We start from the raw sequence: 21,153 nt of genomic DNA on the forward strand, positions 1-21,153 counted from the left end.
ATTGGTTGGTGCTACCAAATCCAGGTTGACCCTTGATAATCTAGTCCGCCTAGGCGGACTTTATTTATTTGTGTACTTCTCCCCATCTCACCCTCACCCCATCTCCCCATCATCCTAATGATGGGTATTCAACCGGACATGATATTACTCAAACTCAGGGGGCCATAAATCCGACACAGCCAACTCCCAATCTGGAAGTAACTCTGGAACGGTAAGTATATCTCCATCTCTCAGCACTAATGGCTGAGTCGCGAGACGATAAACCGTTAAGGTTAACTGATCGGGGTCAACTCTTCTCCCGAATCCACCACGATCGCACCAGTCGAATTTCATCATAACTATAATCCTCACCCAAGTGATCCCGCAGGCTTCTCAGGGAATTAGTGCCAATCTTCTGAATCGCTTGCCAGATGGGCTTTTGCCGTTCTGCTGGCACGAATCGATTTAAATCCACAGGCTGATTCTTTTCAATTAGCTCACTTAAGTGAGTAATAATCGTACTGGGAACATAACCCCGTTTTTGGGCAATTTCCTCTACAGTCAATCCTTGCTGATACAATTGTAAGGTTGTCATTTGACTATTGGACGGCAAAGGAACAGGTAACGTTTGCCCCTGACAAAACTCTCGAATTTCTGACACAAATCGCTCTCCGTACTGACTCAACTTGTGAGCCGTTACCCCCGATATTTGGGCAAACTCCTCCAAGGTTTTAGGTTTCATTTGTGCCATTAACTTGAGGCTAGAATCCGCGAAAATCACATAAGGAGGAATCGATTGAGTATCCGCGATTTGTTTGCGTAGCTTTCGCAGTCTCTCAAACAGCAGTTCAATTTCCGCCATTCTCGGATTAACATTGGATAGCGCCTTTGCCACGGGGGTTTGGGTAATCGCAATATGCACCGAACGTTGCTTGCGAAGCACTTCCCAACTCTGTTTATTCAGCTTCAGTACCCGATACCCATCGGTTGTTTCATCCATTAACCCCTGATGCAGGAGCGATCGCGCCAGCATTTTCCAAGCGTCTACGCTTTTATCCCTGCCAATTCCATACGTTGAGAGGAGGTGATGTCCATTCTGTTCCACCTTCTTTTTCCGGGAACCCCGCAGCACATCAATAATGTGATTCATACCAAATCGTTCCCGACAACGCGCCACACAGGACAAAAACTTTTGCGCTTCAATTGTCCAATCTTCAATCGGTTTAGGATGACAACAATTATCGCAGTTATCGCAATTTCCCTTAAACCGTTCGCCAAAATATCGGAGTAAAATTGTGCGGCGACAATCGGTGCCTTCGGCGTAGTCGCGAATTTGCTGTAACTGTTGACGGGCAACACGCTGTTCTCTGGGATCAGGTTTTTGATCAATGAAATAATCGAGTCGGGGGATATCACCTGGACTATAAAATAGTGTACAATATGCAGGTTCTCCATCTCGTCCGGCTCGTCCCGATTCTTGATAATAACTTTCTAAATTGCGGGGTAAATCGTAGTGAATCACAAAGCGGACATCGGGTTTATTAATTCCCATACCAAAGGCAATGGTTGCCACGATGACTTGCACGTCATCTCGAATAAAACGATTTTGATTAATGGCTCGATCCGTATCACTCATCCCCGCATGATACGGTAAGGCAGAAATGCCATCTTTTTGCAGTCGAAACGCCACTTCTTCCACACTGCGGCGACTAAGACAATAGATAATCCCCGATCCTTTATAGGATTGGATTTTTTTGAAGAGTTGATTATAGCTTTGGCGCTGTTTGGGTTGAATCTCGTAGTAGAGGTTAGGGCGGTTAAAACTGGCAATATGGATACTCGGTTGGCGGAGTGTGAGTTGTTGGACAATATCCTGCTGCACCCGCTTGGTCGCCGTAGCGGTAAGCGCCAACATGGGAATATCTGGATAGCGTTGACGCAACTGTTTAATTTGCCGATATTCCGGGCGAAAATCATGTCCCCACGCCGAGACACAGTGCGCCTCATCAACCGCAAACGCCGAAATTCCCACCTGCGATCGCACTTGTTCTAAAAAGGGGGCAAATCGCTCTGCCAGTAGGCGTTCTGGGGCAACATAAAGCAGTTTAATCTTACCTTTGAGGATTGCCATTTCCCGCGATCGCACCGCATCCCAACTCAAGGTACTATTGAGAAAGGTTGCCCCAATGCCATTATCCACTAAGGCATCCACCTGATCTTGCATCAGCGCAATTAACGGCGACACCACCACCGTTAACCCTGGTTTGAGTAAAGCTGGGAGTTGGAAACACAGCGACTTACCGCCCCCCGTGGGCATAATAATCAGCAAGTCACGGTTCTGAAGCGCTTCTTCAACGATTTGCTGCTGTCCTAGGCGGAAGGTATCATATCCGAAAAACTGTTTTAGGGCGTCCCCCAAGGATTGCAACTGATACATGATGGATGCTGTGGGCGCTTTTGACTCAATCGTTTTGACCTCTCCTTGGTATTTTATACCACCCATCGGGTATCCTCGCCTCTTAGTGCAGCATGGCAAAAATACTTGAGCAGCTTCGTAGATACGATGAAGCAGGGGGAGCAGAGGGAGCTGGGGGAGCAGAGGGAGCAGAGGGAGCAGAGGGAGCTGGGGGAGCAGAGGGAGCTGGGGGAGCAGAGGGAGCTGGGGGAGATGTTAGCTGTTGGCGTTATTTCTGCCTTCTTGCACTAGGGATTCACCTCACTCAAATCGGGTTGAGTCCAATTAGACATTGATATCGTTACCGAACCTCTTGAGGCGAGTGAGGGCGCGATCGCTCTATTTTATGAAGTTTTGTTACAATGAGGATAAAACTATTGACAAACGAATAAAAATGTCAACATCTAGCACCGAAACCCTAACCCGCTCTACTCAACAAGCCCCATCTTGGCAAATCAAGCTACTCTATGATGGTGAGTGTCCCTTATGTCTCCGAGAAGTTAACTTTCTCCAAGAACGGGATGCAGGTCGAGGATTGGTGAAATTTGTCGATATTGCCGATGAATCCTATAATCCTGAAGACCATGGCGGGATTGATTATGAAACGGCAATGGGACGCATTCATGCGATATTACCAGATGGTAAAATCATCAAAGATATTGAAGTATTTCGTACTGTCTATGAGATTTTAGGAATGGGTTGGATATATGCCCCAACTCGCCTACCCATCCTCAATAGTTTAGCCAATCAGATTTATACTATCTGGGCAAACTTACGCCTCAAATTGACAGGACGTCCCAGTCTAGCCACCTTAGTTGCCCAACGTCAACAGGGTTTCGAGTGTCGGGATGAGCAAAAATGTCGTCTAGAACGTTAATCTAGATATAGAAATGTGTCATGGCACTTCTGTTATGGGGTAGGGGTGGATTTTCCCGATAACGTTGGGTAAAGATCACTTGATTAATGGTGCGTTTGCTACCCTTCGGGAACGCTGCGCGAACGCTCTCCTCACCCTACAATTTTGCTTGCCATTTAATGGTTGGTGCAAATAAAAGAATAAGTTCTGTCATCCTGGGTCATTCATTACATGATGCAATCTCTCAGCGAATATATCCCTAATCAAATTTGGATTAAGGAGTATTTTGTTCGCTATTTTGGTACAACGTTCAATGCGAGGATGACTGTGGTACGCCTCAAAAAGGATAATTTATTCATCCATTCTCCCTGCGAAATTGATCACCAAACTCAAATAGAAATTGAATCACTAGGAACTCTGTAGGGACAGGTTTAGGAACTCTGTAGGGGCGGGTTTAGGAACTAAAGTCAGCTAGCTCACCGATAACGGCAAAACAAAACCCGCCCTAGCTCACCGATAAAGTAAAAACAAAAATCGCTCTTGCTGGTTATCATTAACTGGACAATTAAACCAGTTCTAATGAGCTTGGCGTTGACTTAAAGGTTTGTTGTAGGTGATGCTAGCTTTGATGGCGAAGACAGCCCAACTACAAACATTACTCGTCTGTTTCCTTTGAATATTTTGCAGCCCCGAAAAAAGTTTAATCTACTCCTGCTACTGGTATGGATTGCTATTGGTGCGGCGTTGCGCTTCACCAATCTTACCCTGAAGTCCCCTTGGACAGATGAGTTTGCGACGCTGGTGTTTAGCTTGGGCAATAGTTTTCAGGCTGTACCCCTTGACCAAGCTATTTCCCTAGAAACATTGTTGCATCCTCTACAACCGAACCCCGAAGCTGGCGTGGGTTTAGTCTGGCAGAAGCTGTTAACTGAGGATCACCATCCGCCACTTTATTTTATGCTGGCGCATGGGTGGATGCAGTTATTTCCCACCTCAGGAGAGTATATCTCACTTTGGGCGGCGCGATCGCTCCCCGCTTTTTTTGGGGTTCTCTCTATCCCAGCCATGTATGGATTCGGCTGGGTGGCGTTTCGTTCCCAGGTTGTGGCGCAATTCGCTGCTGCAATGATGGCGCTGTCTCCGTTTGGGATTTATTTGGCACAGGAAGCCCGTCATTATACGTTAGGTATTATTTGGGTTATTGCGTCCCTTGGTTGCTTCGTCGTGGCGGGACAGTATCTGAAACGCCGGACAATTTTACCAATGGGGGTGGTATTGGCTTGGATTGTGGTGAATAGTTTGGGTATCGCCACCCACTATTTCTTTAGTTTGACTCTTTTGGCGGAAGCCATCGCCCTGATGGGATTGTGGCTGTGGCACTATCGTGTTGGGTGGAAACGAGGGATAAAAATAGTATCCAACGGTAGGGAAACCCCGCTGGAGTCATACCCAGAAAAGAATTCAGCCCCAAAATCTTTAACATGGTGGCGGATTTTGGCGGCGGTGATGGGAACAGGGGTTGGTGGTTTGGTGTGGCTACCTGTATTACAGGGAGGCTATGAACCCCAGATGGCGGATTGGATGATGCTGAATCGGGAAAGTCTGTTGAGTTGGATTAATCCGATTTTTCAGACGTTGGCGGCTTGGATTACGATGGTGTCGCTGTTACCTGTGGAATCCTCGTCATTAAGGGTTGTGTTGGCGGCTGGGGCGGTGATGATTGGGTTCTTTGTCTGGGTTATTCCCTTTGTCTATCGGGGGGGTAAAATATTGATGCGACAGGCACAAACGCGCTGGGAGACTAGGGTTTTAGCGGGGTTGGTCTTGAGTGCGAGCACGCTATTTTTTGCTATAACCTATATTCTAGGCAAAGACTTGACCAGAGGCGCACGCTATCACTTTGTTTATTTTCCGGCTGTCATCCTATTAATCGCCGCCGCGTTAGCTGTAATCGGGAAAACGTCTCACCAATTACACAACCTTTCCCTGTGGCGAAACCGGGGTCAAATTGTCGTCGTGATGGTGGGAGTCATGGGACTCTTGAGTGGGATTACAGTAGTCAATAATTTAGGCTATCAAAAATATTATCGTCCCGACCTTTTCGTGCCGATTATTGAGCAAGCATCCCCTTTACCTGTTCTCATTGCCACTACTCATAATACTTTAGTTCAAACGGGGGAAATGATGGGAATTGCGTGGGAGTTGCGAAATCATACCTCATCTGTTATCAAGAATCCCCAATTTATCCTGGCTCATCAAGACGAATATCGCTGTCAAGCGTCAACCTGTCCCGCCTCAATAACTCTTGAACAAACACTGGCTCAACTACCACGACCTCTCGATATATGGCTAGTCAATTTTCAAGCGACAGTTGCCGATTTTCCCAACTGTTATGCCGAAGATTTTGCTCAGAATAAGGTAGGGATAGATGGTTATAATTATCAACTGTATCACTGTTTGGCTAATGATTATCAGGGTTCCTCGGCGTCAGATTTGCCGTAATGAGTGGGTGGACACAATTAAAGTTAACGGTTGAGATTAGGGAACAGGGAACAGGGAATATAAAATTCTAATTCACAATATGAAGCGTCTATACAATCTTGCCTGTTTCAGTGCGCTGGTTCTCACCGTTTGCATAACAGCAGCCACACTTGTCGCAACATTAGCACAGCAATGGTGGATTGGAGAGTTACTAAGCCATCCCCGTCCCCAATATGCACTTATTTTAGTGTGTTGTTTGCCATTACTCGTTGCTCGATTCCATCAATTCGGTTGGCTGGTTCTGATACCATTGCTGCTCAATTTGACAACGTTTTCTCCCCTTTATTTCGGTAAACCATTACCTCTACCTACCCCTTCATACACGGTACTACACTATAACTTAGACGCGACATTGCCTAATCACATAGTAGCATTTACCTACTTACGCAAGCATCCCGTTGATATTCTATTACTGCAAGAATTAACCCCAGAACTAGAACGCCGTCTAACTACCGCTTTACCTCAATATAAAATCGTGTATTCTCACCCGATGAAGAATACCCATGGTTCGGCATTTCTACTCGCCGCCGATAGCGATATTCGGGTGATTTCAGCGAACGTGGTTAACCTCCCACACTATTCTCCACGTCCCATGATTGAAGCCCTCTTAGACATTGATGGACAAGAGGTGGCGCTGCTGAGTTTACATGTTACCCGTTCCCGTAATGCTGGCACATCGGCATTTCAACAAACAGAATTAGCGGCTGTTGCTGCATGGAGTCGCGCCCAGCAAACCTATTCAGGGCGAACAGTTCTAATTATCGGTGATTTCAATACTACACCTTGGTCGGCTCGTTTTCATCAGTTGAAAAAAGAGGGTGTACTGCTGAGTTCTGAGTCAGGCTATGGTGTCCAATCAACGTGGCCCGCTTCCTTGCCACCTGTACTAGGTATTCCTATTGATCTTTGCCTTTATAGTCAGGGTATTACTATTGTAGATCGATATATCGGTTCTTTTTTAGGGGGTGATCATAGACCGTTATTTATCCAATTTCAGTTATCGGAAATCTCGGTAAGGTAGGGCAGGAATGGTTTTGTTTAACCGTTCTTGTTTTGTTGGTTAAATTTGTTGTTAAATCTACCCATACACGAAATTTTATACCCCGATATTGGCGTTTTATATTAACCTTAAAACCGATAGAAAAAATTACCCGATTTTTAGGGCGATCGCACGCCAAAGATGTGGAATAAATTGGGAATTTAGGGGAACGGTTGGGTTGAATGGTGGGGCAGGGTGGGTTTTGAATAACAGTTATTGGTTTGTTGGTTAATTTTGTTCCTAAACCCACCCCTACGCTGGATGTTATGCGCCGATATCAGCGTTTTATATTAACCTTAAATCAGATATAAAAACCTACCTAATTTTTAGCGCGATCGCACGCCATAGATGTGGAATGAATTGAGAATTTAGGTAAAGGTTTGGGTTAAATAGTGGGGCAGGGTGGGTTTTGAATAGCAGTTATTGGTTTGTTGGTTAATTTTGTTCCTAAACCCACCCCTACACTGGATTTATGCCCCGATATCAGCGTTTTATATTAACCTTAAACCCGATAGAAAAAACTACCCGATTTTTAGCGCGATCACGCCAAAGATGCAGGGGCGGGTTTAGGGACAATTTGTAGGGGCGGGTTTAGGGACAATTTGTAGGGGCGGGTTTAGGGACAATTTGTAGGGGCGGGTTTAGGGACAATTTGTAGGGGCGGGTTTAGGGACAATTTGTAGGGGCGGGTTTAGGGACTCAATTAGATAGTCACCTCAAAATCAAAAACAAAACCCGCCCTCCTCACCTCAAAATCAAAAACAAAACCCGCCCTCCCCACCTCAAAATCAAAAACAAAACCCGCCCTCCCCACCTCAAAAACAAAAACAAAACCCGCCCTCCCCAGCTCAAAAACAAAAACAAAACCCGCCCTGATCCCGACCCTAATTTATTGCAAATTTTTTGGTGTTTTTTGCCCAACGTTCAATCAATAAGTTCAGTCGATTGTACACAATGCATTCCCGCATCAGCAAACCGTTGAAACGCCGCATCAGCTTGTTCCGTAAAATCCGCACCGCCAGGAACCACAACCGGAGACGTACAATCGTCCAATAAATAAACCTTCTCGGCTAACTTAGCATCTCTGGCTTGAATTTCACCCAGCAAGTTATCCACTGTCCAAGCCACACAATGGCTCTTTGCTTGACCAGCAATAATTAATCGGTCAAAGTCCAACAATTTTTCCAGGAACGGCGTGTTCTTTTGGGCAATAGGTTGGTTGTTCTGGTCGAAAAGAACTTCCGGTTGGAGAACCGAGTAATTTTCAGTCAGCGGATTACTGCCTTTCATTTCAAAATGGGTCTGACTTTGGCGAGCAACATTATGGAATAAACAGGCCTCTTCCACCGCAGAAACCAAGGCGTGACTAATCCCTCCCAGCATGCCATGGTAGGGCCAGATAATTAACGGATACTTACTATCACAATTGAGTGTCTTGGCATAATGCAGCGCATAATCTTGTAACCATTTCTCATCACCCTGGCGAATCCGAGGCGCGACGGCTGGATTGATTTTCCACACACCTTTTTCTACATCCTCCATGGAGATATTCGTCATCGCAGGTGGATGTTCTCCAGCATCATTAATCCAAAATATAGGATGAAAAATTTGCATCGCGGTATGGGTATCCATCGTCGCCGCAATTTCGGTGATGACTCCGAGATTGCGGTAGATAAATTCACACAGTCGCACATTGTCATCAACTGCTCCCGTACCCGATTGACCGCCGACAAATAATTCAAAATCGGGAATACAAAAGGTATTCTGCACATCGATTAACAATAAACCAATCCGCATCTCATCTTGATTGGCTGGCTGGAGATGATGCTGTTTTGCCCAAGCTTCGGCTTGGTTGACGCGCTCTTGATAGGGAACACGCCAGACGTCTCCAACCTGATTGGAGTCGAAATGGGAGGGGATGGGGAGTTGGGCATTAGTACTCATCACTAATCAATCCTGTTCACGAAAGCATCTGACAACTATACTATTGGTTATTAACTCACATTCAGAGTCTGCCTCAAGACTGAGATATTGTTCTAGAGAGTATTGTTAAATTTTAGAAGCTTATGTGATAACTCTCTGTGGAGAAAGAATAGTTGATGAAATCAGCGGCAATTAATCAGTATGGTGGAACGGATGTCTTACAGGTTATGGACTTGCCAACTCCACCCGTCAAAACTCATGAGATATTGGTCAAAGTCCATGCTACCAGCGTTAATCCCATTGACTGGAAAATCAGACAGGGAATGTTGCAACTCTTAACGGGCTATAACTTTCCCATGATTTTGGGATTTGATATTTCTGGGGAAGTTGTAGACGTGGGAACGGCTGTGACTCGGTTTCAACCCGGTGACCAAATCTATGCCTGTCTTGATAATCTCACAGGTGGTGCTTATGCCGAATATGCGGTTGTGTCGGAAAAAGCGGCTTGTCCAAAACCGGAAAAACTCTCCCATAAAGAAGCGGCGGCTGTTCCCTTAGCGGGACTCACGGCGCTGCAAGCCTTGCGAGATGAGGGAAACCTTAAAACGGGGTACAATGTGCTGATTAACGGTGCGTCGGGTGGTGTGGGTAGCTTGGCGGTACAAATTGCCAAGGCGTTTGCAACTCAGGTAACAGGGGTTTGTAGTGGTAAAAATAAGGAGTTTGTGGAAAAGTTGGGTGCTGATCGAGTGATTGATTATACTCAGCAGGATTTTACTCAGGATACCGCCAAGTACGATATTATTTTCGATGTGGTCGGCAATCAATCGTTCTGGAATTGTCAAGACTGTTTGCAATCCAATGGTGTCTATATTACGACTCAACCCTATCCGGGTAATTTCCTGGAGAGTTTTGTCACGACGTTTATTCCGGGGAAAAAAGCGAAAGTGGTGGTTCTTAAATCCAATGGATTGGATTTAAAGTCTCTGAAAGAACTGATTGACGATCAGAAAATTCGCCCAATTATTGCCCAAACCTATCCTCTTTCTGCTGTGGCTAAGGCGCATCAGGAGAGTGAACAAGGTCATGTGGTGGGTAAGTTGGTGATTATTTGAAAATTGAAGGTTTTGACTCTTCGCTGCGTTTGAGGAAACCTGGTTTGTAGGGGCGGGTTTAGGGACTTTCTTTTCGCTATTGATGATAACGTTTATGCAAAACCCGCCCTGACTTAACCCCTACACCTCCGCATGAAAAGGGCGGGTTTAGTCAAGTTATGGGTTTGTGCCAAAATGTTATCGGTAAAACCCGCCCCTACACGCCCATCTGTGTAATTCTTTAGAAAATGTTAATCTTTGCTTAACTTTTCTGGGCTATAACAGAAAAAATCCTCGACTCTAGTAGCATTGCAGGAGATAGTCTTTGAGTAGTCTAGGCAAGAAGCGATTAGAAACCTTATGGGCGATCGCAGGATATGCAGCGGGTGGTGGAACAGCTTGTGCAGCACCAACTCCCTGTGCGGAGATACCGAAACAAGTCATCGTGGCGGCTTCTGATATTTTGATGTATACCACGATTTGGAAGATCTATTTTGAGGAGGATTTATCCCACAAAGACCTTTTGGGAATGCTAACCGAATTGGGTTTAGTCACTCTTGTCGGGGCGGGAACGGCTTATGGGGTAGCTAGAGGGAGTACCGCCTTGCTCAAAGAAGTGTCTGACTGGGTAGGACCGGCAGGTTGGGGCGCTTGTGCGGCAATCACCGGTTCGCTTACGGGTATAGTGGGTATAGCCTGGGCAATGTATTGCGATCGCCGTTATTGTGACAGACATCTTCATATCCTATCCAGTTGAATCCAGATTGCTCGTTCGTTCGTAGTCGGCACTTTAGTGCCATCAGCGCTAAAGCGCTTACTACAAACAGCGAAAGACAACCTCATCTCCGTTCGTAGTCGGCACTTTAGTGCCATCAGCGCTAAAGCGCTTACTACAAATTTTCTTAAGAAAACTTAGTGAGTAACCCTAAAAAGCGCTTTGTAGTGGGTGTCAACAGTGTGCGCCGATACGCATCAGCCGCTTTCTTAATCCCTTCGGCTTGCGTCGGATAAGGATGAATCGCACCACTCAGCTTACTCAACCCCACGTTTCCCACAATCGCCGTTGTCACTTCACTAATCATCTCCCCCGCATGACGCGCCACGATTGTCGCCCCCAAAATTTTATCTGAGCCTTTCTGATGATGGATTTTCACAAATCCCTCCTCTTCCCCATCCGCGATCGCACGATCCACCGTATTAAATGGTATCTTAATTGTACTCACCTTCATTCCCTTTTCCTGAGCTTCATCTTCATACATGCCGACATGGGCAATTTCTGGGTCAGTATAGGTTACCCAAGGCATGACTAAATCACTGAGTTTAGACCGCCCTAAACCAAAGGGAGAAAACAACGTATTTTTAATCACAATTCGCGCCGCTGCATCCGCTGCATGGGTGAATTTCCATTTCATACAAATATCACCCGCCGCATAAATATTCGGATTCGTTGTTTGTAGATAATCATTAACTTTTATCCCTTTGCGGTGATACTCTACGCCAACAGCGTCTAAATTCAACCCTTCTATATTTGGCGCCCGCCCTGCACCGACTAAAATTTCATCAACAATAACCGACTCATCCTGACCATTACAGGTATAGTGCAGTAACTTACCTTCATCCATCTTCGCCGCCCGTTTCATTTGGCAATCCAAGACTAAGCGAATGCCTTCTTTTTCAAACTTATGCTGCACAATTTCGGCGGCATCCGCGTCTTCTTTATTTAAAATATGAGAATGGCGATGGAAAAGAATCACCTCACAGCCTAAACGACGGAATGCCTGCGCCAATTCACAGCCAATCGGTCCCCCGCCAATGACTGCCAGCCGTTTGGGGCGTTCGGTTAAGGAAAAGACGGTTTCATTGGTTAGAAATCCTGCCTCTTCTATGCCATCAATGGATGGGCGTACAGCCCTAGCCCCTGTTGTAATTACTGCTTTTTTAAACCGCAAAATTTTATCACCAACAGCAATTGTATTAGAATCTTGAAACGACCCTTCTCCTAAGAAAACATCAATATTATAGGTTTGTTTAAAGCGTTGGGCTGAATCATGATGACTAATTCCAGCGCGGAGTTTCCGCATCCGTTCCATGACGGCGGGAAAATCAATATCAATCTGTTCAGGAGGACGAATTCCAAAATCTCCCGCTTCTTTCATTTGGGCAACAACACGGGATGAGCGAATAATACATTTAGACGGCACACATCCCACATTTAAACAATCCCCACCCATAAGATGGCGTTCGACTAAGGCAACTTTTAAGCCAATATCCATCCCAGCGGCACCAGCGGCGGTAACTAATCCCGCTGTTCCTGCACCAATGACCACCAGATCATAACAATCGGCAGGTTTGGGATTAACCCAATCCGGTGGATGAACATGGGAAACCAATTGCTGGTTATACTCATCCATTGGCGGGACAATTACTCTCTCAGATGTTGATGTCATTTGTTACTCCTTAATTTGGTAAGTTTTGAGTGTTGAGTGTTGACCCTTCATTTCATTCGAGGGAACCTGGTTTGTAGGGGCGGGTTTATGGATTTTCGTTTCGCTATTGAGGATAAGGTTTGTTCAAAACCCGCCCTGACTGAGTTTTGATTCCCCTATTGCTCCCCCCGTGGAACAAAAAGCGAAGCATCCGCTGGTCTCCCCCTGACACGTCGGGAACATTCAAAACTAATCAGAAACGCTTTCATCGAGAACCACATCATCCGAGACTTTTTCATCTAAGGCTTTTTTAGCAACTTTGGTAACATATACGGTGACAGCGACGGTGGCGATAAATCCAATAATCCGAATTGTCCATTGCACTGTCGGATTAGTCGGTTGCGCTTCCGTCCCTACCATCGCCAAACTACCCGCTAAAGAACCAATATAAACGTACATAATTGTTCCGGGAATCATACCCACAGAACCCAAAAAGTAGTCTTTCAACGAAACCCCGGTTAATCCATAAGCGTAGTTTAATAAATTAAAAGGAAATACAGGCGACAGTCGGGTTAATAAAACGATTTTAAATCCTTCCCCACCCACTGCATCGTCAATCGCTTTAAATTTTTTGTTCCCAGCAATTTTATTTGCCACCCAACCCCTCGCCAAATACCGCCCTACCAGGAAGGCGGCGGTTGCTCCCAAGGTGGCGCCAATGAAAACATAGATAGAACCCAAAACGACGCCAAAGACAACCCCAGCGCCTAGGGTGAGGATGGAACCGGGCAGGAATGCTACGGTGGCAATAATATAAAGTACGATAAACGCGATCGCACCAACGGGACCGAGATCTTGAATCCACTGCAAGGCGTTGCGTAACCAGGCTTGGGGATTGAATCCTGAACCCGTGGCTGATTCCTGCGCCAAGGCGGGATTGGCGGCAATGAGTAATGTTGTACCAACCGCTAGCAGTGTGAATAGGGTTAGCTTGTATAGCTTTCTCAGATTTTGGGGACGGAATTGGCGTTTCATTCAGTTGTCTCTCCTCTGTTGACCTATCTGATCAATCATGCGCCATCCCAGGTGCATCGTTATGATTATCCTAAACGGATACTCTGAGAATTCCCTGAAAATAGACGAAATGTCTGATGAATTAGGACTTTAAATTCCCTATTCCCTGTTCCCTAAAAAAATACTTGACTACTCGTTCCAGAAACGATCAAGTAGGGGCGGGTTTAGGGATTAACCTGTGGAACTAACCGATAAATGTTGTACAAAACCCGCCCTACCCCAGCGTGGGTTTAGGGATTAACCTGTGGAACTAACCGATAAATGTTGTACAAAACCCGCCCTACCTCAGCTCATCATTCAGATGTCGGCGCTTACTGACAAAGGTGCAAGATATCAGCCAATAACAAAGGACATAAGACAAATGACAAATGCCTATATTAACTTATTCACACCCGTTCAAGTGCGATCGCGGCTGAAGGGATGGCGTCCACTCACACGGGTGAGCAACCCTTTGTCACCCCTCGTGCGTTGGAAACTGAGGAAATTCCCGGAATTGTGGAACAATATCGCCACGGGGCAAAAAATGCGTTAGCGGCTGGATTTGATGGGGTGGAAATTCACAGTGCTAACGGTTATTTGCTCGACCAATTCCTGCATGATGGGTCGAATAAACGCACGGAGGCGCGATCGCATTTGGGTAACGGGGGGTGCGATCGCCTGATTCATTTATACCAAACCCCTACACCCCTACACCCCTACACCCCATCACTTATTCAGCAGCCCCTAGTTACTATTCCTCAAACCCTTTTGCATCCGAGTTCGGCTTTCTGTACCTATCAAGCCTGAGCCAGACTTCTATACTTGGAATAGAGACTACAAAAATCTTTACAAATAACAGCTATGGCTCCCGATCCCAAAATAATGAATAGCGTCGAGCAGCTTGGCTATCGCGTCACTGTGGGTGATGTAGCGGCTCAGGCGGGATTGAATATCAATCTAGCCGAACGCGGATTACTGGCGCTAGCTAGTAATGCAGGTGGACATTTACAAGTCGCCGAGTCAGGTGAAATTGCCTACCTGTTCCCCAAAAACTTTCGGACAAACCTGCGAAACAAATTCCTCCGATTACGATTGCAGGAATGGTGGTCAAAAATTTGGCGTGTCTTATTCTACCTGATTCGGATTTCCTTTGGGCTTCTCCTCTTACTTTCAATTGTCCTAATTTTTCTCGCCATTTCGATTATCGTCATCAGTATCAGTTCCAGCAGCGATAGTGATTCGGGTGGCGGCGGTAACGGGGGTTCTAATCGCGGCGGCGGCATGTTTTTTATGCCCCACTTCTGGATTGGACCTGACATCTTTTGGTTTTTTGACCCCAGTTACGAACGCCATCGACAACGGCGCACCTCCTGGGATTCTGCTGAGAGTAAGCAGATGAATTTTCTGGAGGCAATTTTCTCATTCCTGTTCGGTGATGGCAATCCCAATGCGAATTTAGAAGAACGTCGTTGGCAAGAAATCGGTACAGTGATTCGCAATTCCGGCGGTGCAGTTACAGCCGAACAGATTGCTCCGTATCTGGATGATATTGGTACAGGCTATCAACGAGAGTATGAGGACTATATGTTACCCGTTCTCAGCCGTTTCCAGGGGCGTCCGGAAGTCAGTCCCGATGGAGAAATTATCTATCACTTCCCCGATTTACAGACAACTGCACAACAGCAGCAGCGTCAGCCTGTTCCCTCTTATCTGCAAGAACAGCCTTGGCGCTTTAGTGCGGCTACCAGTGGACAAAAGATACTGGCAATTGGGTTAGGCGGAGTGAATATTGTCGGTGCTTTGATGCTGGGTTCTCTATTAAAAAGCGGAGAAATTGCTGCCCAGATAGGGGGATTGGTGGCGTTTGTCGCCTCAATTTACTGGTTTTTACTGGGGTACGGGATTGGCTTTTTAGCGATTCCTTTGATTCGTTATTTCTGGATTCAACGGAAAAATAGTGAAATCGCAGCCCGAAATCAGCAACGACAGCAGGAAGCATTAGCACTGGCTCAAGCTGATGCCAATTTACAGAAAAAGCTGGCGTATGCCCAACAGTTTGCGGCGCAAAATGTAATTGGGCAAGAGGATTTGGTGTATACCAGTGAACAGGATTTACTGGATCAAGATTTGCAACGAAAAGACCAAATTGATGCTGAGTGGCAACGTCGTTTAGAGTCTGGTTCTTAGGTAGCTAGATCAGGTTGTAAGTAGATTAAGTGTTTTAACCACTAATCATCAGAAATCTTCCTACAGAGATCCCCGACTTCTCCAAGAAGTCGGGGATCTAGGTTAATATACTCTAATTGTAATTAGTTGCGCCAATCTAGCTTAGACAGCACCGGGACCTCTACCACGCTCATCTTTTTCCATCGTCAACTCGCCTTGGCGTTCTTCATCGAGTTGTTGCAGTTCTTGGCGGCGTTCAGCCGTCTCTTGTTCTTCTTTCTGGCGCAAGTCACCCGGTTCGTTGACATACATTTCCGGCTCAACGGCAAAGTTATTCACCAAGCCTTCGTTGTCTACGGTATATCCCTCAGTGGTGTTGATACTATCAGGATTGGTTTGGTTCTGTTCCGTGATCTTTGTCTTATAGTTATCCCCTTCCCGTTCATGACGAGCGGCTGTTTCCGCCGGAACCAGGTTTCTGTCGTAGGTTTCGGATTTAATTTGCTCTTTTGTCTTGGCTTGGCGGTCAGAAGGATTTGTCGGATTCATATATAAGTCCTCGAAAAGCATCAATATGTATGTATTTCATTTTCCAACTTACAGAAAAATTAATTGACGTACATCCCTCTGGCGAGTTAAATTGAGTCCACTTTAGAGGTGTTTAGCACAAATGCATCCCTCTATGGGCTTAAATTTTAAACGGTATCGCTTCTTGGCTAGAGATGGGGGAGATGGGGTTGTAGAGACGTGCCATGTACATCTGGGAGATGGGAGTGGGGTAACATCAGGCTCAATGACCAATCACCCGCAACGTGGGGCAATTGGTGATAAAAGTTACAATAGTCCAGAGAGTCGGTCAAAAATAAGGGTTGACGTATTGGACAAGATGTGTGTAAGTAAAAACAATACTTTATTCGCTCTGACATCCCCCTTTTGACTTATTACTTATTACTTATTACTTGCTTGTAGTTATGTCATCATCTCGAAAGCCGCCTTATATGAGAGACTTTGCTCAGTTTGAGCAACATGTGGCAACGATTTTTCAGAACGAGGGGTGGACTGTTACCACTCCCGACCCGAAGCCACCAGAGTATGATTTAGTGGTTAGCAAAGAGGGTCAAGTTGGTGCGGTTCATCTGAAATGGTTGATTAGCAATGTTCAAAAACCGCAAGTTCTCCGATTTTTAGGCTTTTTAGAGTCGAAAGCAGGTCAAGACTTTAACTGTGGTTTTTTCATCACCACAAAAGGCTATGGTGCGCCTGCCAATGCTTTAATCCGCTCCTGGGGGTCAGAGGCTAAAATCCAATGTGGAATTGCCGCAGATACCAAAATTCTTTGGGTCAATGAAGATGAATTACCGCCGCCAGAACCGCCGAAACCGGGTAAAATTTATGTCGGTGTTTTTACCTGCAAAGGTGGCGTTGGCAAAACCACAGTTTCGGCGCATTTAGCCGGTGCATTTGCTTTAGAAGGATTTAATGTGGCACTCGTCGATTTAGATCCGGAACAAAATTTGCAAAAGCTATTAGGCGATGGGGTGGATGTTCCCCGACCGAGAGGAGTGGGGGCGAGTACCTATATTGCGGTCTATGACTGGCGCGAATGGCATGAAGATGCAGCACGGGATTGTAAAGTCGTTGTTTGTGATTGCTCCCCTGCCTTAGAACGGAACCCGAAAGAGTTGGTGAGTCAATTTGACTATTGCATTATTCCCACCACCTTAAATCCCTTGGGACTGAACAAACATGGTCAAGTGATTAAGGATACGGTAAAAGAAATCCGAGAACTCAATCAAAACGCTCACTTATTTGTGCTGGTCAATAATTTTAAATATCCCGGTTCTAAACGGCGATTGCGGTTGCTCAGAGATACGTTTTTAGATACGTATAATGAAGTGAAAGCTATTGATAAAAAGTTTCACTGTATTGATCCGAAATATGCTTGTATTCGTTCTAGCGATCAACTGTATTATTGGGGAATTCATTTACTGGAAAATCCAGAAGAAGCCCGGAGTGAGTTAGCGTTTAAACTGGTGGGCGGAATTTGTTACCCCCGCGATGATTTTATTAACCTCGCCGATTATATTGAACGCGAAGCGGGGTTAGGGATTCTCCGGAATTAAGAAAGATAGAGGAGTTGTAGGGGTTTGGTCTCCAAACCCCATTTCTTATGTAGGGGTGTAGGGGAAGATGGGGGAGATGGGGGAGATGAGGGAGATGAGGGAGATGGGGGAGATGGGGGAGATGAGGGAGATGAGGGAGATGGGGGAGATAGGGGAGATGAGGGAGATAGGGGAGATGAGGGAGATGGGAGACAAAATTTATATAGCCCATTACCTTATTCCCTATTCCCTATTCCCTGTTCCCTGTTCCCTATTCCCTAACAAATGACGAATGACAAATGACAAATGACAAATGACAAATAACAACGCAAAGAAAGACTACAGAGAGTAGCCGAGTGTCCGCATAAACTGGTAAATCTGTACTTAACCCTACTTAGGGTTTAGTTGTAACTTTATAAATGTGTGATGACGACTAACGCTAAATACGTTCTCGCCCTTGACCTCGGTACGACAGGGAACCGAGCGATTCTATTTGACAAACAAGGTGCGATCGCGGGACAAGTTTATCAGGAATTCACCCAACACTACCCCCAACCCGGTTGGTTGGAACATGATCCCCAGGAAATTTGGCGGGATACTCGTGACTGTATGCAGCAAGTCTTACAGGATCAGGGGGTGTCAGCTTCAGAGATTGCGGCGATTGGTTTAACCGTACAGCGCGAAACCTGTTTACTCTGGGATAAAACCACAGGGGAACCGTTGCATAATGCGATCGTTTGGCAAGATCGACGCACGGCGGCGCGATGTCGGGAGTTAAGCCAACAGGGGCGTGATGCGGATATTCAACAACGTACAGGATTAGTCCTGGATGCTTATTTCTCAGCCACGAAATTAGAATGGCTGCTGAATTGGGTGCGCCAGGAAAAACCGGATACGAATTTCGATAATGTCTTAGCTGGCACCATTGATACCTGGATTCTCTGGAATCTCACCGGAGGTAAAGTCCACGTTACTGATCACAGTAATGCCAGCCGCACCATGCTGATGAATCTCGCCAATCAGGATTGGGATCACAGTCTGCTGGATTTATTTGGCATTCCGGCTCAGATTTTGCCCCAAATTCAACCCAGTATGGGACTGTTTGGCAAAACGGAACCCAGTTTGTTAGGGGAAGAAATTCCGATTATGGCGATTTTCGGCGACCAACAAGCGGCACTGTTTGCCCACGGTTGCGATCGCCCGGGTATGCTCAAATGTACTTACGGTACAGGCTGCTTCCTCATTTCCTATACGGGCAAAGAAGTAACGCGATCGGGCAATCGACTCCTTTCCACCGTCGCCTGGACAAATGCCGCAAATGGCAGTGGTACGGATGTGGCTTTTGCCCTAGAAGGGGCGATGTTCACCACCGGGGCTTGTATTCAGTGGCTGCGAGATGGTTTACAACTGATTGAGTCGGCTGCCGAAACTGAACCCCTAGCCCGTCAAGTCGAAGATACCAATGGCATCTATTTTGTGCCCGCCCTCAGTGGTTTGGGTGCCCCTCACTGGGATATGAGTGCCAGAGGTGCATTTCTGGGTATTACAGGTGGTGTCAAGCGGGAACATATGGTAAGGGCGGTATTGGAAGCGATCGCCTATCAAGTCCGAGAAGTCGTTGATGCCATGAACAAAGATGGCGACACCCCCATCGAACTCCTGAAAGTAGACGGTGGTGCGTCTCAGAATAACTTCTTAATGCAGTTTCAAGCCGATGTCCTCAACATTCCCGTGGAACGCCCCGCCGTTCTTGATGCGACAGCGCAAGGTGCGGCATTTGGTGCAGGGTTAGCCGTTGGCTTCTGGGATGATTACCATAAGCTCGTTGACCAAACCGCCATCGAACGGACATTTGAACCGGGAGAGGGTGCAAAACCTGCCCAGGATAATTTTATCGATTGGCAGAAAGCCGTGGAACGTGCCAAGCATTGGGTAGAGTGACATCCTCAGCAAAAATTGATCCACTCTAGTGCAAGAAGGCAGAAATAACGCCAACAGCTTAATATCTCCCCCAGCTTCCCAGACGTAGCATGCTACGTCTGGGAAGCTCTTACCATAAGCCTCATAGCCTTCTGCCCTGGAGCCTTCGGACTTCTGCCTTCTTGTACTAGACTTCCCCGTTCTCGCCGCAGGCGGGGGAGTTCATTTGTATGTAAGTACAAATCATCGAACTTAATTATAAATATAACTAATACTGATTAATCGAGGCTGGAATCCGTCAATAGCGTAAATAGAAAACCAGGCAAACCCTTGTCAAGACGGTCATTGACTGGGATAATAATACCCCGCCTATCTGGATACGAATGGGTTGGTGTACCTATAAGAATAACTAATTTAATATTCAATTAACACTTTCATTCCTAATCCTGTTTAAACTTTTTAACTTTTTTTCGTAGTATCAGAAGTGAGGCAGAAAATGTTTGCCAATTAGCTGATGCTAGCTTGGTCAGTATACTAAGGCACAATTGATTCTGCTGCTTCAGAGTAATAGAGAGGAACACAAATGGCAAGTTACAAAGTCACCTTAAAGAACGAAGCTGAAGGCTTGGATACAACTATTGAAGTACCTGATGACGAGTACATTCTCGATGTGGCGGAAGAGCAGGGTCTGGATTTACCCTATTCTTGTCGTGCTGGCGCCTGTTCTACCTGTGCTGGTAAACTCGTCAGTGGTGAAATCGATCAGTCTGACCAGTCTTTCTTAGATGATGATCAGATTGAAGCTGGATATATTTTGACCTGTGTAGCTTATCCTAAATCTGACTGCACCATCATCACTCACCAAGAAGAAGAACTGTACTAATTCTGTCAATATTGCTCAGGCGTTAACTCAGTCGCCTAATCCATCAATTAGGAAAGCAGGAACACAAAAAAACGGTGTTCCTGCTTACAGTACATCGAATGAATACGCCGCTTTCTCATCGCTGGCATGAGCATACAAACTCATTTCTTCGCCCAAAGCAAGACTCGAGTCAAGCTGTTGAGAGACTAAACTATCTCCAAACAGCCACCAACGAACAATCAACAATGAACAATCAACAATGAACAATGACTTAGCCTCCCAGTTGTAGCTGTGTTTCGGTTCTGGGATGAGGTATTGCCTGTGGAATGGGTAACTCTAGGCTTCTAGAAGACTTTTTCTTGAATTGCTGGAGTTGTTTTCGACTTGCTTTGTCTTTATTGATAAAGCGATTATTGAGAGTTTGAATCTCTTGGAGTTCACTTTCGGCGGTAGCAAATAACCACTTACCATCCGAGTCAAACTCAAACATCGAGGTTAAATGACATTGAGTAGGATGGCTATATCGCATACATCCGCCCTCAGCAGAATTGGCATCGCAAAAAGGGCATTGAATTTGGGAACACGTATTCATAGTAGGCTGTGACATGGGTGAATTTTTTTCAACCTCAACAGGCACGGAAATCAAGACATTTCATTCTTACCTTAACATTACTCGACTCATGAAGTGCGGCTCGAGTTCCTAAGTTCTTCAGTTTGCTGCCATCGACCTTCCCTAT

The 21,153-nt window shown here is 45.9% G+C and carries 19 protein-coding genes and 2 pseudogenes; 13 read left to right on the forward strand and 8 right to left on the reverse strand.

Annotation, left to right across the window (positions count from 1 at the left end; all coding sequences use genetic code 11):
• Positions 1–144: 144 nt before the first annotated feature.
• A pseudogene (locus RIE73_RS22810) lies at positions 145–300 on the reverse strand (Uma2 family endonuclease); the annotation flags it as partial.
• Positions 287–2,416 carry a DNA helicase RecQ gene (recQ, locus tag RIE73_RS22815; protein ID WP_446403419.1) on the reverse strand — a complete coding sequence of 710 codons (2,130 nt, stop codon included), beginning with the start codon at positions 2,414–2,416 and terminating at the stop codon, positions 287–289. The gene recQ and the pseudogene RIE73_RS22810, both read right to left, overlap by 14 nt.
• 92 nt (positions 2,417–2,508) lie before the next feature.
• Here recQ and RIE73_RS22820 point away from each other — a divergent pair, with 92 nt between their 5' ends.
• The 5 genes from RIE73_RS22820 (at position 2,509) to RIE73_RS22840 (ending at position 6,852) form a co-directional block, all read left to right on the forward strand.
• Positions 2,509–2,730 (forward strand): hypothetical protein, encoded by a 222-nt coding sequence (locus RIE73_RS22820; protein ID WP_446403371.1) that lies wholly within the window; start codon positions 2,509–2,511, stop codon positions 2,728–2,730.
• 98 nt (positions 2,731–2,828) lie between these two features.
• A complete protein-coding gene (locus tag RIE73_RS22825; RefSeq protein ID WP_446403372.1) occupies positions 2,829–3,311 on the forward strand; it encodes a thiol-disulfide oxidoreductase DCC family protein in 483 nt (160 codons plus the stop codon).
• Positions 3,312–3,521: 210 nt separating this feature from the next.
• The gene (locus RIE73_RS22830; RefSeq protein WP_446403373.1) at positions 3,522–3,713 is read left to right on the forward strand and encodes a hypothetical protein; all 192 of its coding nucleotides are present in this window, start codon (positions 3,522–3,524) and stop codon (positions 3,711–3,713) included.
• A 258-nt stretch (positions 3,714–3,971) separates the two neighbouring features.
• Entirely contained in the window at positions 3,972–5,792 is a 1,821-nt protein-coding gene (locus RIE73_RS22835; protein ID WP_446403374.1) for a glycosyltransferase family 39 protein, read from the forward strand.
• A 79-nt stretch (positions 5,793–5,871) separates the two neighbouring features.
• Positions 5,872–6,852 carry an endonuclease/exonuclease/phosphatase family protein gene (locus RIE73_RS22840; protein ID WP_446403375.1) on the forward strand — a complete coding sequence of 327 codons (981 nt, stop codon included), beginning with the start codon at positions 5,872–5,874 and terminating at the stop codon, positions 6,850–6,852.
• A gap of 942 nt (positions 6,853–7,794) precedes the next feature.
• Here the strand turns inward: RIE73_RS22840 and RIE73_RS22845 are convergent.
• Positions 7,795–8,814 carry an isochorismatase gene (locus RIE73_RS22845; protein WP_446403376.1) on the reverse strand — a complete coding sequence of 340 codons (1,020 nt, stop codon included), beginning with the start codon at positions 8,812–8,814 and terminating at the stop codon, positions 7,795–7,797.
• A 155-nt stretch (positions 8,815–8,969) separates the two neighbouring features.
• On the opposite strand from RIE73_RS22845, the gene RIE73_RS22850 reads away from it, so the two are divergent.
• The gene (locus tag RIE73_RS22850; protein ID WP_446403377.1) at positions 8,970–9,908 is read left to right on the forward strand and encodes an NAD(P)-dependent alcohol dehydrogenase; all 939 of its coding nucleotides are present in this window, start codon (positions 8,970–8,972) and stop codon (positions 9,906–9,908) included.
• Positions 9,909–10,212: 304 nt separating this feature from the next.
• A complete protein-coding gene (locus RIE73_RS22855) occupies positions 10,213–10,644 on the forward strand; it encodes a hypothetical protein (RefSeq protein WP_446403378.1) in 432 nt (143 codons plus the stop codon).
• Between the two features lie 145 nt (positions 10,645–10,789).
• On the opposite strand, the gene RIE73_RS22860 is transcribed toward RIE73_RS22855, so the two are convergent.
• A complete protein-coding gene (locus RIE73_RS22860; RefSeq protein WP_446403379.1) occupies positions 10,790–12,334 on the reverse strand; it encodes a mercuric reductase in 1,545 nt (514 codons plus the stop codon).
• 228 nt (positions 12,335–12,562) lie between these two features.
• Positions 12,563–13,348: a TVP38/TMEM64 family protein gene (locus RIE73_RS22865; RefSeq protein WP_446403380.1), complete on the reverse strand. Its 786-nt coding sequence runs from the start codon at positions 13,346–13,348 to the stop codon at positions 12,563–12,565.
• A 438-nt stretch (positions 13,349–13,786) separates the two neighbouring features.
• Between RIE73_RS22865 and RIE73_RS22870 the strand changes: the two are divergent.
• Together RIE73_RS22870 and RIE73_RS22875 are read left to right on the forward strand one after the other, a co-directional pair.
• Positions 13,787–14,008: pseudogene (locus tag RIE73_RS22870) on the forward strand (oxidoreductase); the annotation flags it as partial.
• A gap of 219 nt (positions 14,009–14,227) precedes the next feature.
• The gene (locus RIE73_RS22875) at positions 14,228–15,553 is read left to right on the forward strand and encodes a hypothetical protein (protein ID WP_446403381.1); all 1,326 of its coding nucleotides are present in this window, start codon (positions 14,228–14,230) and stop codon (positions 15,551–15,553) included.
• Positions 15,554–15,694: 141 nt separating this feature from the next.
• Here the strand turns inward: RIE73_RS22875 and RIE73_RS22880 are convergent, their stop codons facing one another.
• The gene (locus RIE73_RS22880; RefSeq protein WP_446403382.1) at positions 15,695–16,081 is read right to left on the reverse strand and encodes a hypothetical protein; all 387 of its coding nucleotides are present in this window, start codon (positions 16,079–16,081) and stop codon (positions 15,695–15,697) included.
• Positions 16,082–16,503: 422 nt separating this feature from the next.
• Between RIE73_RS22880 and RIE73_RS22885 the strand changes: the two genes are divergently transcribed.
• From RIE73_RS22885 to RIE73_RS22900, 4 genes are all read left to right on the forward strand, one after another.
• The gene (locus RIE73_RS22885; RefSeq protein ID WP_446403383.1) at positions 16,504–17,655 is read left to right on the forward strand and encodes a nucleotide-binding protein; all 1,152 of its coding nucleotides are present in this window, start codon (positions 16,504–16,506) and stop codon (positions 17,653–17,655) included.
• 24 nt (positions 17,656–17,679) lie between these two features.
• Positions 17,680–17,916, forward strand: coding sequence for a hypothetical protein (locus tag RIE73_RS22890; protein ID WP_446403384.1), 237 nt, complete (start codon positions 17,680–17,682; stop codon positions 17,914–17,916).
• Positions 17,917–18,060: 144 nt separating this feature from the next.
• Entirely contained in the window at positions 18,061–19,575 is a 1,515-nt protein-coding gene (gene glpK, locus RIE73_RS22895) for a glycerol kinase GlpK (RefSeq protein ID WP_446403385.1), read from the forward strand.
• A 562-nt stretch (positions 19,576–20,137) separates the two neighbouring features.
• Entirely contained in the window at positions 20,138–20,437 is a 300-nt protein-coding gene (locus RIE73_RS22900; RefSeq protein ID WP_446403386.1) for a ferredoxin, read from the forward strand.
• Positions 20,438–20,521: 84 nt separating this feature from the next.
• Here the strand turns inward: RIE73_RS22900 and RIE73_RS22905 are convergent, their stop codons facing one another.
• The gene (locus tag RIE73_RS22905) at positions 20,522–20,683 is read right to left on the reverse strand and encodes a hypothetical protein (protein ID WP_446403387.1); all 162 of its coding nucleotides are present in this window, start codon (positions 20,681–20,683) and stop codon (positions 20,522–20,524) included.
• A 4-nt stretch (positions 20,684–20,687) separates the two neighbouring features.
• Positions 20,688–20,945 (reverse strand): hypothetical protein, encoded by a 258-nt coding sequence (locus RIE73_RS22910; RefSeq protein WP_446403388.1) that lies wholly within the window; start codon positions 20,943–20,945, stop codon positions 20,688–20,690.
• Positions 20,946–21,153: the final 208 nt, after the last annotated feature.

This window comes from Coleofasciculus sp. C1-SOL-03 (assembly GCF_040220555.1).
Taxonomy (GTDB): domain Bacteria; phylum Cyanobacteriota; class Cyanobacteriia; order Cyanobacteriales; family Coleofasciculaceae; genus Coleofasciculus.

What these genes read in the sequence shown, in the direction of transcription:
- RIE73_RS22885 (WP_446403383.1), top strand. Translation starts at nt 16,504, where the DNA reads ATGTCATCATCTCGAAAGCCGCCTTATATGAGAGACTTTGCTCAGTTT.
- RIE73_RS22900 (WP_446403386.1), top strand. Translation starts at nt 20,138, where the DNA reads ATGGCAAGTTACAAAGTCACCTTAAAGAACGAAGCTGAAGGCTTGGAT.
- RIE73_RS22860 (WP_446403379.1), bottom strand. Translation starts at nt 12,334, where the DNA reads ATGACATCAACATCTGAGAGAGTAATTGTCCCGCCAATGGATGAGTAT.
- RIE73_RS22825 (WP_446403372.1), top strand. Translation starts at nt 2,829, where the DNA reads ATGTCAACATCTAGCACCGAAACCCTAACCCGCTCTACTCAACAAGCC.
- RIE73_RS22845 (WP_446403376.1), bottom strand. Translation starts at nt 8,814, where the DNA reads ATGAGTACTAATGCCCAACTCCCCATCCCCTCCCATTTCGACTCCAAT.
- RIE73_RS22830 (WP_446403373.1), top strand. Translation starts at nt 3,522, where the DNA reads ATGATGCAATCTCTCAGCGAATATATCCCTAATCAAATTTGGATTAAG.
- RIE73_RS22820 (WP_446403371.1), top strand. Translation starts at nt 2,509, where the DNA reads ATGGCAAAAATACTTGAGCAGCTTCGTAGATACGATGAAGCAGGGGGA.
- RIE73_RS22850 (WP_446403377.1), top strand. Translation starts at nt 8,970, where the DNA reads ATGAAATCAGCGGCAATTAATCAGTATGGTGGAACGGATGTCTTACAG.
- RIE73_RS22865 (WP_446403380.1), bottom strand. Translation starts at nt 13,348, where the DNA reads ATGAAACGCCAATTCCGTCCCCAAAATCTGAGAAAGCTATACAAGCTA.
- RIE73_RS22880 (WP_446403382.1), bottom strand. Translation starts at nt 16,081, where the DNA reads ATGAATCCGACAAATCCTTCTGACCGCCAAGCCAAGACAAAAGAGCAA.
- recQ (WP_446403419.1), bottom strand. Translation starts at nt 2,416, where the DNA reads ATGTATCAGTTGCAATCCTTGGGGGACGCCCTAAAACAGTTTTTCGGA.
- RIE73_RS22875 (WP_446403381.1), top strand. Translation starts at nt 14,228, where the DNA reads ATGGCTCCCGATCCCAAAATAATGAATAGCGTCGAGCAGCTTGGCTAT.
- RIE73_RS22910 (WP_446403388.1), bottom strand. Translation starts at nt 20,945, where the DNA reads ATGCGATATAGCCATCCTACTCAATGTCATTTAACCTCGATGTTTGAG.
- RIE73_RS22840 (WP_446403375.1), top strand. Translation starts at nt 5,872, where the DNA reads ATGAAGCGTCTATACAATCTTGCCTGTTTCAGTGCGCTGGTTCTCACC.
- glpK (WP_446403385.1), top strand. Translation starts at nt 18,061, where the DNA reads ATGACGACTAACGCTAAATACGTTCTCGCCCTTGACCTCGGTACGACA.